The organism is Corynebacterium wankanglinii (assembly GCF_013601005.1).
Lineage (GTDB): Bacteria > Actinomycetota > Actinomycetes > Mycobacteriales > Mycobacteriaceae > Corynebacterium > Corynebacterium wankanglinii.
The window spans coordinates 442,869-455,588 of sequence record NZ_JABFED010000002.1; the positions used below are offsets into that span (position 1 = coordinate 442,869).

10 protein-coding genes are annotated in these 12,720 nt (G+C 65.3%); 7 read left to right on the forward strand and 3 right to left on the reverse strand.

Annotated elements, in window-relative coordinates; genetic code table 11:
• Positions 1-244: 244 nt before the first annotated feature.
• On the forward strand, positions 245-2,167 hold the full coding sequence (gene asnB / locus HMA55_RS05110; RefSeq protein ID WP_181191976.1) for an asparagine synthase (glutamine-hydrolyzing): 1,923 nt from the start codon (positions 245-247) through the stop codon (positions 2,165-2,167).
• Between the two features lie 74 nt (positions 2,168-2,241).
• Positions 2,242-3,225 carry a S41 family peptidase gene (locus HMA55_RS05115; protein WP_181191977.1) on the forward strand — a complete coding sequence of 328 codons (984 nt, stop codon included), beginning with the start codon at positions 2,242-2,244 and terminating at the stop codon, positions 3,223-3,225.
• 60 nt (positions 3,226-3,285) lie between these two features.
• Here the strand turns inward: HMA55_RS05115 and HMA55_RS05120 are convergent, their stop codons facing one another.
• Complete coding sequence (locus HMA55_RS05120) at positions 3,286-3,630, reverse strand: HesB/IscA family protein (protein WP_034998489.1); 345 nt, start codon at positions 3,628-3,630, stop codon at positions 3,286-3,288.
• A 141-nt stretch (positions 3,631-3,771) separates the two neighbouring features.
• Between HMA55_RS05120 and HMA55_RS05125 the strand changes: the two genes are divergently transcribed.
• Both HMA55_RS05125 and HMA55_RS05130 read left to right on the forward strand, forming a co-directional pair.
• Positions 3,772-4,488: a DUF3043 domain-containing protein gene (locus tag HMA55_RS05125; RefSeq protein ID WP_181191978.1), complete on the forward strand. Its 717-nt coding sequence runs from the start codon at positions 3,772-3,774 to the stop codon at positions 4,486-4,488.
• Positions 4,489-4,491: 3 nt separating this feature from the next.
• Positions 4,492-5,478, forward strand: a complete 987-nt coding sequence (locus HMA55_RS05130; RefSeq protein WP_181191979.1) for a nicotinate-nucleotide--dimethylbenzimidazole phosphoribosyltransferase — start codon at positions 4,492-4,494, stop codon at positions 5,476-5,478.
• Here HMA55_RS05130 and HMA55_RS05135 read toward each other — a convergent pair.
• Positions 5,475-6,581 (reverse strand): branched-chain amino acid aminotransferase, encoded by a 1,107-nt coding sequence (locus tag HMA55_RS05135; RefSeq protein ID WP_181191980.1) that lies wholly within the window; start codon positions 6,579-6,581, stop codon positions 5,475-5,477. The two genes, HMA55_RS05130 and HMA55_RS05135, sit on opposite strands and share 4 nt — an antisense overlap.
• A gap of 70 nt (positions 6,582-6,651) precedes the next feature.
• Here HMA55_RS05135 and HMA55_RS05140 point away from each other — a divergent pair, with 70 nt between their 5' ends.
• A complete protein-coding gene (locus HMA55_RS05140) occupies positions 6,652-8,139 on the forward strand; it encodes a leucyl aminopeptidase (RefSeq protein ID WP_181191981.1) in 1,488 nt (495 codons plus the stop codon).
• Between the two features lie 105 nt (positions 8,140-8,244).
• Here HMA55_RS05140 and HMA55_RS05145 read toward each other — a convergent pair whose 3' ends face one another.
• Complete coding sequence (locus HMA55_RS05145) at positions 8,245-8,640, reverse strand: oxidoreductase (protein WP_181191982.1); 396 nt, start codon at positions 8,638-8,640, stop codon at positions 8,245-8,247.
• 123 nt (positions 8,641-8,763) lie between these two features.
• On the opposite strand from HMA55_RS05145, the gene sucB reads away from it, so the two are divergent.
• Both sucB and HMA55_RS05155 read left to right on the forward strand, forming a co-directional pair.
• Entirely contained in the window at positions 8,764-10,953 is a 2,190-nt protein-coding gene (gene sucB / locus HMA55_RS05150; RefSeq protein WP_181191983.1) for a 2-oxoglutarate dehydrogenase, E2 component, dihydrolipoamide succinyltransferase, read from the forward strand.
• 69 nt (positions 10,954-11,022) lie between these two features.
• Entirely contained in the window at positions 11,023-12,705 is a 1,683-nt protein-coding gene (locus HMA55_RS05155; RefSeq protein ID WP_181191984.1) for a dihydroxyacetone kinase family protein, read from the forward strand.
• Positions 12,706-12,720: the final 15 nt, after the last annotated feature.

Consider the following 12,720-nt stretch of genomic DNA (forward strand, 5'->3'; position numbering starts at 1 on the left):
CGGAATCTTGGTGACGGGGGTGAGGGCGCTGGCCGAAGGAACGTCGATAAGCAACTGCTTAGCGACGAAATAGCTTCGCCCCGCGGCCGCCTGGGCTTAAAACTTCATCCATAAGTTGGCCCCCTTATGGGGCACGGCGAAAGTTGGGCGCATCCGGTTCACGAAAACGGCAAGCAAAACCCTATTGTTGAGGGGACTTCTGGCCGCTACCGCGGCGCACCTATATATACGGAGAGGTTTCAGTATGTGTGGCCTTCTTGCCCTGCTTTCTGCAGACGCGAACGCAGCCCAGTTTGTTCAACCGGTAGAGCGCGCCCTGCCGTGCATGTACCACCGCGGCCCCGACGCGGCCGGCACGTGGAATGACGATCACGCCGTATTCGGCTTCAACCGCCTGGCCATCATCGACATCGAACACTCCCACCAGCCGCTGCGCTGGGGCCCGGCCAACAACCCGGAGCGTTACGCCCTGACCTTCAACGGGGAGATCTACAACTACATCGAGTTGCGCGAGGAACTCACCGCGGCGGGCTACACCTTCAACACCAGCGGCGACGGCGAGCCGATCGTAGTCGGCTTCCACCACTGGGGCGCCAACGTGGTCGAGCACCTGCGGGGCATGTTCGCCTTCGTCATCTGGGACACCGAAACAAAGACGATGTTCGCCGCGCGCGACCAGTTCGGCATCAAGCCGTTGTTCTACGCCACTACCGGCAAGGGCACGGTGTTCGCCTCAGAGAAGAAGTCGATCCTGGAGATGGCCTCGGAATTGGGTCTAGGCCTGGAACTTGATCGACGCGCGATCGAGCACTACGTGGACCTGCAGTACGTGCCGGAGCCGGAGAGCCTGCACAAGGAGATCCGCCGCGTCGAATCCGGCTGCACTGTCACCCTCAAGCCCGGCGGCGAGGTTCACTCCGACCGCTACTTCAAGCCCCACTTCTCACCGCAGCCGGTAGTGAAAGGCAAGGAGCAGGACCTCTACGACCGCATCGCGCGCGCGTTGGAGAACTCCGTGGAAAAGCACATGCGTGCCGACGTCACCGTCGGTTCCTTCCTCTCCGGCGGCATTGACTCCACCGCTATCGCCGCCCTGGCCAAGCGTCACAATCCGAACCTGCTCACCTTCACCACCGGCTTCGAGCGCGAGGGCTATTCCGAAGTAGATGTGGCCGCCGAATCCGCAGAGGCCATCGGGGTGGAGCACATCGTCAAGATCGTCTCCCCCGAGGAGTACGCCGACGCCATCCCGAAAATCATGTGGTACCTGGACGACCCGGTGGCGGATCCCTCACTGGTGCCGCTCTTCTTTGTGGCACAGGAAGCGCGCAAGCACGTCAAGGTCGTATTGTCGGGCGAGGGCGCAGACGAGCTGTTCGGCGGCTACACCATCTACAAGGAGCCGCTCTCGCTCGCCCCGTTTGAGAAACTGCCGAGCGCGCTAAACAAGGGCCTGAACCGCCTCAGCCGCGTGCTGCCGGACGGTGTGAAGGGCAAGAGCCTCCTCGAGCGCGGGACCACCCCCATTGAGGACCGCTACTACGGAAACGCCCGCTCCTTCAACTTCGAGCAGCTCAACCGTGTGTTGCCGTGGGCGAAACGCGAATGGGACCACCGCGAGGTCACCGCACCGATCTACGCCGCCTCCACCGAGATGGACCCGGTGGCGCGCATGCAGAACCTGGACCTGTTCACCTGGATGCGCGGCGACATCCTGGTCAAGGCCGACAAGATGAACATGGCGAACTCGCTCGAGCTCCGTGTGCCTTTCCTGGATAAGGAAGTCTTCGAGGTCGCCCAGACCATCCCCTACGACCAGAAGATCGCGGGCGGCACCACCAAGTACGCCCTGCGCAAGGCGATGGAGCAAATCGTGCCCCCGCACGTGCTGCACCGCAAGAAGCTGGGCTTCCCGGTGCCCATGCGCCACTGGCTGGCGGGCGATGAGCTCTTCGGGTGGGCGCAAGACACCATCCGCGAGTCCCAGACCGACGACATCTTCGCCAAGGACGAAGTCCTTGAGATGCTCAAGGAGCACCGCGACGGCGTGTCCGACCACTCCCGCCGCCTCTGGACGGTGCTCGCCTTCATGGTGTGGCACGGCATCTTTGTCGAGCACCGCATCGACCCGCAGATCGAGCACAAGGACTACCCGGTCCAGCTCTAGGTAGCGCCTGCACTACCTCAAACGTAGCGCCAGGGGTGTTGTGCCGCGACCCGCATGCCGGTTGGATGAAATGCATGTCAAAAGCACGCAAGATTCTCCTCACGGTCGGCGGCCTGATAGTTGCGCTCATTCTCGCAGCGGCTACCGTCTTGTACGTTTACGGTCCCACTGTCACCGCCATGTACACCGGCACCGCTCGGTTCTTTGGCACGGACACCCCGAAGCGCTACACCTCTACGGTGCTCGACCTCGCCGACCAGGGCATCTACGCAGACTCTGCGGAGTTTGCGGAGGCCAGCGCGGCCGCTCGAGAGGAAGCGAAGCACGCGGAGACGCTCGACGACATCCGTCCCGCACTCGACAAGGCGGTACACGCCGCCGGAGGCAAGCACTCCAAACTGTTCGCACCGGTCACTGGCGACGATGACGAGGTTGCTGAAACGGAGGCCGCCAGAGTGGCGGTCAGAAACGGCGTCGCGGTTGCAACGGTGCCTGGAATCGACCGTCACGCTGACATCCAGGCATACGCGGACACCCTCACCAGCGGCCTGATCCAAGCCCGGGATGATGGGGCTTGTGGGGCTATCGTGGACCTGCGCGGTAACTACGGTGGCGATATGGGACCAATGCTCGCAGGTCTCTCACCTCTACTTCCGGACGGGGAGGTGCTCGAATTTGTTACAGCAAGCGGCTCGATGCCGGTCAACGTCAGCGGTAACGCGGTCAACGGCGGAGGGAGCGCCCTGGAAACCGCGGGTGGCAAATGGGACGCGCCTACCGCTGTGCTTGTGGACGAAAACACCGCCTCGTCCGGCGAAGCGACGATGTTGTCGTTCCGCGGCTTGGAACGCTCGCGCAGCTTCGGTGCGCCGACGGCCGGCTATGCCTCGGCCAACATGGTCTACGACTTTCCCGACGGGAGCAACCTGATGCTCACCATTGCGAAGGATCGCGCCCGCACCGGCGAAACGTTCGCGGAGGATCCCATTCGTCCCGATACCGAGGGCGGTGAAGCAGACGCGCTGGCGTGGCTCGCCGAGGAGCATGGCTGCCGGTAGCACACGAAAAAGCTCCGCACCGTGTTCCGGTGCGGAGCTTTCGTCTTCAAGCAGGAGCGATTAGTTGAAGCTGTCGCCGCAGGCGCAAGCGGAGCCCGCATTCGGGTTGTCGATGGTGAACCCCTGCTGCTCGATGGTGTCCGCGAAGTCGATCGTGGCGCCCATCAGGTAGGGCACGCTCATCTTGTCCACGACGAGACGGACGCCACCGACCTCGTCGGCCTTGTCGCCGTCCAGGTCGCGGTCGTCGAAGTAGAGCTGGTAGCGCAAGCCAGCGCAGCCGCCGGGCTGGACGGCGATGCGCAGGGAGAGGTCATTGCGCCCCTCCTGGTCAAGCAGAGCTTTCGCCTTCGCCGCGGCGGCCTCGGTCAGGTTCACGCCAGTGGTAGAGGTGGGGGCAGTCATTGCAGTCTCCTTCGTGCGTCGACTTCAAGCTTCGATGTTCAAGTGTGCGCCCATGCTACGCGCCACTCGCTACTGACTGTGCAACCGGCCACCCTGCCGGTCTATTCCACTCGGACGAATTGGCCTTGTAGCCTAATGGGCGTGAAACTTCCCTGGCAGAAAACCGAGCAAGATGCCGACGCGGCCGCTGGCACCGGCTCGACGAAGGTCGAGCTGCCTGACGCGAAGCCGGAGGCGAACCAGCAGGCGGAGGCGAAGCTGCCCAAGGGCTACACCCCGCCAAAGGGCCGCCCAACGCCCAAGCGCATCGACCAAGAGATCAAGCGCGGCGTGGTGCGCGACCCGAACGCGGCCACTCCGGCGCAGGTTCGTCAGCGTGAAAAAGAGCTGAAGAAAACCATGTCCAAGGAGGAGTGGAAGGCGCACAAGAAGCAGGTGCGGGAGGAAAACCGCGCCCGCAACCGCGAGATGCAGGCGCGCATTGACGCCGGCGACGAGCGCTACCTCTCCGAACGCGACCGAGGCGAGGTCCGCGGCTTCGTGCGCGATTGGGTGGATTCCAAGCGCTTCTTCAACAACTACGTCATGCCAGCCGCCCTGGTGCTTCTGGTGATCATGCTCATCGGCACCTGGTTGCCGCGGGTGTCCGCCGTGCTGTCTCTTCTAAGCCTGCTGTTTATGCTGACCATCTTCATCGAGGGCTTCATCATCGGCAACCGCGCCAACCGCGCGGTCCGGGCGAAGTTCCCGGAGGCCGACACTGGCTTCGGCCTGGGCATGTATGCGTTCTCCCGCGCCACCCAACCGCGCAACTGGCGCACCCCGAAGCCGCGCGTCGCCGTCGGGGCAAAGGTCTAGATCATGCACTTCCCGCCGGTCGAAGCTCCAGCGCAATCTCACAGGCACGCCGTGGCCGACGCTCTGGCTGAGTCCGCTAGCGGTCTCGCGCTGGGGCGCCTTGGCTCCCTTGCTGCGTGGATAGCGGCGGTTCAAGGAACGGTCGTGCCCAAGCCGTTCTCCCGGGCGCGAGCGATAATCGTGGCAGGAAACCACGGCATCGCTGAGCGCGGCCTATCCGCGTGGACTGCCGACGCGGGCGCCGCACAAGCCAACGAACTGCGCGCGGGCGGCGGCCCAGGCCAGTCCGCAGCGCGTGTGGCAGGGGCGAGTGTTCGCCTCATCGGCGACTATCTCGATGCTCCTACCGGCGCCATCGATGTGGAGTCTGCGGTGTCCTCCGAGGTCTGGGAAGCAGCCCTCGCGGCCGGTGCGGAGGTCGCGGACAACGAGATCGACGCTGGTGCTGACCTCATCGTCGCCGGGGATATCGGGGTTGGCAACACCACTGTGGCCGCCGCCGTCTACGGCACGTTGACCCGCACCGAGCCGGTCAAAGCGATCGGTCGCGGCTCCGGCATCAACGACAAGGTGTGGAAGATCAAGTCCGCCGCCGTGCGTGACGCAATGTTCCGGGTGCGCAATTTCCGGGACGACACACCGCGGGTGTGTGCGGAACTGACGGGTCCGGACTTCGCCTTCCTGGTCGGGCTCATCGCCCAGTCGGCCGCCCGGCGCACGCCGGTGCTCGTCGGGGAGGTCTACCCCACCATGGCCGCATACGTGGCCGAGCGGCTGGCGCCCGGCACCAAAGAATGGCTCATCGCCGGGCAGGCAACGAGCGAGCCGGCCCACACCGGGTGCCTGGAGGCACTAAACCTCAAGCCGGTGATGGCGCTGGACATGAAAACGGGCCAGGGCGCCGGTGCCCTGGCCGCGTTGCCGCAGCTCAACCTCGCGGCGGAGCTTGCGGGCGAGGTGCTGGCCGAAGGATCGTCGAGAAGCGACTAGCCCTCGATGAGGACGGTGTTCCAGCCGTGCGTGTCCTCCACCTCGCCAGTCTGGATGCCGCGCAGGCGCTCGCGCATGGCCATGGTGATCTCTCCGGCCTCGTTGTTGTTGACCGTGAACTCGCCGTCCTTGGACTTCACGGTGCCTACCGGGGTGATCACGGCCGCGGTGCCGCACGCCATGGTCTCGGTGATCGTGCCGTCCTGCGCTCCCGTGCGCCACTCATCCACCGTGATCTTGCGCTCCTCGGTGGCGTAGCCCAGGTCCTCGGCGACCTGGAGCAGCGACTTGCGGGTGATGCCCGGCAGCAGCGAGCCAGTCAGTTCCGGGGTGATGATCTTGGCGCTGTCGCCGGAGCCCTCAACGAACATGAGGTTCATGCCGCCCATTTCCTCGATGTACATGCGCTCGCACGCGTCCAGCCAGACCACCTGATCGCACCCCTTCTCCGCCGCCTGCTGCTGCGCGAGCAGGGACGCGGCGTAGTTGCCGGCGAACTTGGCATCGCCGGTGCCGCCTGGGGCTGCGCGAACGTAGTCCTCGGAGATCCACACGCTGACCGGCTTCACGCCGCCGTCGAAGTACGCGCCGGCGGGCGAGGCGATGATGTAGAAGCTGTAGCTCGACGAGGGCTTCACACCCAGCGTCTTCTCGGTGCCGATCATGAATGGGCGCAGGTAGAGCGACGCCTCCCCGCCGGCCTCGGGCACCCAGTCCTTGTCAATCTCCACGATCTGGCGCACCGCCTCCAAGAAGAGTTCCTCCGGCAGCTCCGGCATGGCCATGCGCTCCGCGGAGTTCTGCAGGCGCTTGGCGTTCTGCTCCGGACGGAAGGCGGTGATGCTGCCGTCGGTGTGGCGGTATGCCTTCAACCCCTCGAAGATGGCCTGGCCGTAGTGGAACACGTTCGACGCCGGGTCGAGCGAAATCTGCTCGTAGGCCCGAACCCGCGCGTCGTGCCAGCCGTTTTCTTCGTCCCATTCGATGGAGACCATGTGGTCGGTGAACTGCTGGCCGAACGCCGGGTCCTCGAGGATCTTCGCGCGCTCGGCGTCGGGGGTGGGGTTGTCGGTCGGGGTGATTGTGAATTCGATCTCAGCCATAGCGCTAAGGGTACTCCCCGCTTCACTAGGCTCGGAGGGCGCAACTGCCCGCACGATGAAAGGACTCCCTATGGCCTTTGAAGTCAGCCTCCCCGCCCGCGGCACCACGGTGCGCGCGACCCCCGGCACCGCCGCCCCCGAGGGCTCCGCCCTGCTCATCCCCGTGGCCAGCGGCGAGGACGGCATCGAGGTTCCCGTCACGGCGCTCGCTCCGAAGGGGTTGCTGGAGGCGCTGGTTGCCGTCGGTGCGAAGGGCACCGCGGGTGAGGTCACGCGTCTGCTTATCGACGGCATTCTGGTGATCACGTTCGGCCTCGGTGATGCCTCGGAGGTTGACGACGAGGCCGTCCGCCGCGGCGCCGGGTCCGCTGCTCGGACGCTCAACGACGTTGAACGCGCCGCGATCTCCACCGAGTTCGGCGTCGGCCCCATTGTGGAGGGCCTGCTGCTGGGCGGCTACGTCTACACCGGCCTGAAGTCCCGCGCGGAGGTGTTTGACCAGGACAACGCGGACGACCAGACCCCGCAAACCACCGAGGTCACCGTCGTCGGCGCCGACGAGGCCGAGTACAACTCCGCCGTGGTCCTGGCGGAGTCCGTGAACCTGGCCCGCGACCTGGTCAACACCCCAGCGAACTACCTTTACCCAGAGCGCTACGCCAGTGTGATGGGCGAGGTTGCGCAGGCCGCCGGTCTGGACATCGAGGTGCTGGATGAAACCCAGCTGGAGCAGCAAGGCTTCGGCGGCATCCTCGCTGTCGGCTGCGGTTCCTCCCGCCCGCCGCGCCTGGTGCACCTGACCTGGGCGCCGTCGGGCGCCGGTAAAACGGTCGCCTTGGTGGGCAAGGGCATCACCTTCGACACTGGCGGCATTTCGCTGAAGCCCGGTGCCGGCATGGAGGACATGATCTCCGACATGGGCGGCTCCGCGGCCCAGCTCGCCGCCATCGCCGCAGCTGCGCGACTTGAACTGCCCGTGCGCATCGACGCCTGGCTCCCACTCGCCGAGAACATGCCGTCCGGCACCGCCACCCGCCCGGGCGATGTGATCACCCACTACGGCGGCATCACCAGCGAGGTCATCAACACCGACGCGGAGGGCCGCCTCGTGCTTGCCGACGCCATCGCGCGTGCCTGCGAGGACAACCCGGCCTACCTCATCGAAACCGCGACGCTGACCGGCGCGCAGCTGGTGGCGCTGGGCAACCGCACCGCCGGCGTGATGGGCTCGGAAGAACTGCGCGACCTCATCGCAGAGTCCGGCCGCGAGGTTGGCGAGCAAGCCTGGACGATGCCGCTGCTGGAGGAGCAGGAGGACGAGCTGAAGTCCCCCATCGCCGACATTCGCAACACCCATAACGCGCGCACCGGCGGCATGCTGTTCGCCGGGCTTTATCTGTCCCGTTTCGTGCCAGAGGACACGGAGTGGGCCCACATCGATGTCGCCGGCCCCGCCTGGAACGGCGGCAGCCCCTACGGCTACACCCCGAAGCGGGCAACTGGCGCGCCTGTGCGGACGATCGTGGAGGCGGTGACGCGCCTCGTCGATAAGCAGTAGCGCTTGGGGTGCGCACGATTTGACATGCGCGCCCAGCAATACCTCGCTGACCTGCGGCGTTGTGGTGGGCGGTGCAGCCGGTATGTCAGATCGTGCGCGCGCTCGCTAGCTGTAGGGGTTTTCGCCCCGCTCGAACTTGGCGCGGCGCTCTTTTTGCTCCTCCCGCTTGCGCAGAATCCGCTCCTGTTCAATCTTCTTCCGCATACGGTCGGGGTATCCCGTCTCTTCGACGTCGTAGAGCATGATGCCCAGCATGTTCGCCACCTGATCGATGCCCTTGGGTCCGCCGATGCGACGGCGGGTGTAATTGCCCTGCTCATCGACGAGGACGACGGACATCTCGTTGACCATCGTCTCCGGCTCCACAAACCCCTCCACAAAGGCACGGCCCACAACCCAGTCGCGCAGATACTGCGCATCGTCCGGACGGATCGTCTCCCCAGGCGCGCGGGGCGGTTTAAACGTTGTGGACTTCTTGCCTTTGCCGAAAAGGTTGAACACGCCCCACATCATACGGTGCACCCGCCGCAGAAAAGGTCACCCCTTGGGCAACGTGCGGGGCTCGTTACAGGTACGCTTTGTGGCTGTATAGCTTCCAACGTTTCGATGAGGAGACTTTAAGAGATGGCGCACTCAGTTGAGATGCCCGAGCTGGGCGAATCGGTCACCGAAGGCACGATCACCACGTGGCTGAAGGAAGTCGGCGACACTGTCGAGGTGGACGAGCCGCTGCTCGAGGTCTCCACCGACAAGGTCGACACCGAGATCCCGTCCCCAGTCGCAGGCGTAATCCTGGAAATCAAGGCCGATGAGGACGACACGGTCGAGATCGGCGACGTGATCGCCATCATCGGCGACGAGGGAGAGGAAGCGGACTCCTCCAGCAACGAGTCCGACAAAGAGGACGACAAGGCCGACGAGGCTGAGGCTGAGGCTGAGGACGCCAAGGAGGAGGCTCCGAAGCAGGAGGAGAAGAAGCCCGCCAAGAAGGCCACCGGCGACGCCACCGACGTGGAGATGCCGGAGCTCGGCGAGTCCGTCACCGAAGGCACCATCACCACCTGGCTGAAGGAAGTCGGCGACGAGGTTGAGGTGGACGAGCCGCTGCTCGAGGTCTCCACCGACAAGGTCGACACCGAGATCCCGTCTCCGGTTGCCGGCACCCTGATCGAGATCCTTGCGGAGGAAGATGACACCGTCGAGGTGGGCGATGTGATCGCCCGCATCGGTGACGCTGACGCCGCGGCTTCCTCCGACGACGCGGACGACGACGGCTCCTCCGAGGACAACGTCGCTGACGAGGACGAGAAGGTCACCGAGGAGAACTCCGCCGAGGGCGAGGGCGACAACCCGGAGGACGCGCCGACGAAGGATGACAAAAAGTCCTCCTCCAAGAACAAGAAGGGCTCCGGCGAGGGCACCAAGGTTGAGATGCCGGAGCTCGGCGAGTCCGTCACCGAGGGCACCATCACCACCTGGCTGAAGTCCGTCGGCGACATGGTTGAGGTGGACGAGCCGCTGCTCGAGGTCTCCACCGACAAGGTCGACACCGAAATCCCGTCTCCGGTCGAGGGCACCATCCTGGAGATCCTGGCCGAGGAGGATGACACGGTCGAGGTCGGCGATGTCATCGTGATCATCGGCGACGCTGAGGCAGTTGCTGAGGCAGACGATGCCGACGACGAGGCCGAGGCCGAGGCCGAGGAGAAGACCGAAGAAAAGGCCGAGAAGCAGACCGAGGAAAAGGCTGAGAAGCCGGCGCCGAAGAAGTCGGAGCCGAAGAAGGAAGCGAAGTCCGAGGACAAGGCCGACGCCAAGAACGCCTCCGCGAAGGTGAACAACGGCGACAACGTCCCGTACGTCACCCCGCTGGTGCGTAAGCTCGCCGACAAGCACGGCGTGGACCTGAACACCATCGAAGGCACCGGTGTCGGCGGCCGCATCCGCAAGCAGGATGTCCTCGCGGCCGCAGAGGGCGGCAAGGCTGAGGGCACCGCAGCCGCTTCTTCGGCTGCGACGAAGGAGCAGGCGGACGCACCGAAGGGCGCTCGCGCCAACTGGTCCACCAAGTCCGTGGACCCGGCGAAGGCGGAGCTGATCGGCACCACCCAGCGCGTGAACCGCATCCGCGAGATCACCGCCGCGAAGATGGTGGAGTCCCTGCAGACCTCCGCGCAGCTGACCCACGTGCAGGAGGTGGACGTCACCCGCGTCGCCGAGCTGCGCAAGAAGGTCAAGCCGGCGTTCGTGGAGAAGCATGGTGCGAACATCACCTACCTCGCCTTCTTCATCAAGGCCACCGCCGAGGCGCTGGTGTCGCACCCGAACGTCAACGCTTCCTACAACGCTGACGCGAAGGAGATCACGTACCACGAGGACGTGAACATCGGTATCGCCGTGGATACGCCGCAGGGTCTCTTGGTGCCGGTGATCAAGAAGGTGCAGGATATGAACTTGGCCGACATCGCGAAGGCGATCACCGACCTGGCGGACCGCGCGCGCAACAAGAAGCTGCGCCCGGACGACCTGTCGGGTGCGACCTTCACGGTGACCAACATCGGCTCCGAGGGCGCACTGCTGGATACGCCGGTGCTCACCCCGCCGCAGGCAGGCATTCTGGGTACCGCCGCGATTGAGAAGCGCCCCGTCATCGTCACCGAGGACGGCATCGACTCCATCGCCATCCGCCAGATGTGCTACCTGCCGTTCACCTACGATCACCAGTTGATCGACGGTGCTGATGCTGGCCGTTTCGTCACCACCATCAAGGACCGCATCGAGCAGGGCGACTTCGAGGCTGACCTCGACGTCTAAGCTCTAGAACACGTACCCCGGCACCGCATTTCGGTGCCGGGGTTTTCGTATCGCGCCTACAGTGACAGTATGGCCGACACTTTCAAATCGTTCCGCAATTCCACCGACCACTTCATGCGCGAGGCGCTCGGCGGGCTGGTTGCCGCGCACCCGTGCGCCGAATGGCACGACGAGGGTTTTATCGGGCTGTCGCCTGACGACGCCAAAGGGTCGCACCGCGTTGCCGTCATCTCCGGCGGCGGGTCGGGCCACGAGCCGATGCACGCTGGGTTTGTCGGCGAGGGCATGCTTGACGCCGCGTGCCCGGGTCTGTTGTTCACTTCTCCGAACGCCGTGCAGATCGGTACCGCCACCGAGTGGGCCGACCGGGGTGCCGGCGTGGTCCAGGTGGTGAAGAACTACACCGGCGACGTCATGAACTTCACCGTCGCCGCAAACCACGCTGAAGTGGAGGTGGCACAGGTGCTCGTGGCCGACGACGTGGCCACGGAGATCGACACTGACGATTCACCGGGCCGCCGCGGCACTGGGGCCACCGTGATTGTGGAGAAGGTTGCCGGTGCTGCCGCAGCCCGGGGCGACGATTTGCGGGCTGTGGCGGCGGTCGCTCAGCGGTGCGCGGATCGCTCCCGCAGCATGGCCGTGGCGCTCCAGCCAGGCCACTCCCCCACCAGCGACCGGGCAACCTTCGACCTGGACGCGGGCCAGATCGAGGTGGGCGTGGGCATTCACGGCGAGCCGGGCGTGGAGCGCCGGGAGCTCGCGCAGAACACTCCCACCGCAGCTGCCCTGGTTGAGGAGTTGCTCGACGCCATCCTGGCCGCCCTCGACAACCCTGCGGGCGATGTCATGCTCTTCGTCAACGGGCTTGGCGGCACGAGCCAGCTGGAGCAGGACCTCGTGTTCGGCGAGGCCCTCACGCAGCTCACGGACCGGGGACTCAACGTGCGTCGCGGCATGCGGGGATCGCTAGTCACCTCGTTGAACATGGCCGGCATCTCGATTACGGTGACCGCCCTCGATGACGAGCTGATCGAGCTTATCGACGCCGAAACGTCCGCCCCCGCCTGGCCCGGCACCGTCGTCGACCCCGCATTCGTCGAGGCGCGCATGGTCGACGAAGTGACCCAGCCCGACGAAGGCGAGGACAACGCGTGGCTGACCGCGTTCGTGGAGCGCTTAGCCAGCAGGTTCGACGACCTGACCGCCCTGGACCGCCAGGCCGGGGACGGCGATTTTGGACAGAATATGGAGGCGGCCTTTGGTGACGTCGATAGGCCTGTGCGCGGCACGGATGCGGATGTGCTGAACTTCTTCGCCCACCGGATGCTGGTGCGTGCGGGCGGGACCTCGGGCGCGGTACTGGGCACGTTCTTCCGAGAGATGGCGGACGCGTTCGAGGGTGTCGACTCTCGCGAGGGCGACGGCGAGGCATTTGCGAAGGCGCTCGCGGAGGGCATGCAACGCGGCGTGGATGCGATTACCGAACTCGGCGGCGCGAAAGAGGGCGACAACACACTGATCGACGCGCTCGCGCCCGCAGCACAGGCCGCAAAGGACGCCAGCGGCAGCGTCGACGAGGTGCTGGAGCACGTGTTTGGGCCCGCTGTGGAGGGGGCGAAGTCCACCCGCGGCATGCAGGCGACGAAGGGCCGGGCCTCCTACCTCGGGGAAAGCGCGAAAGACGTGCCGGACCCCGGCGCGATTGCAGTGACGTGGTTGTTCGGCGACGCTGCCGTGGAGGAATTCTAGACAGCTTTGTGCAAA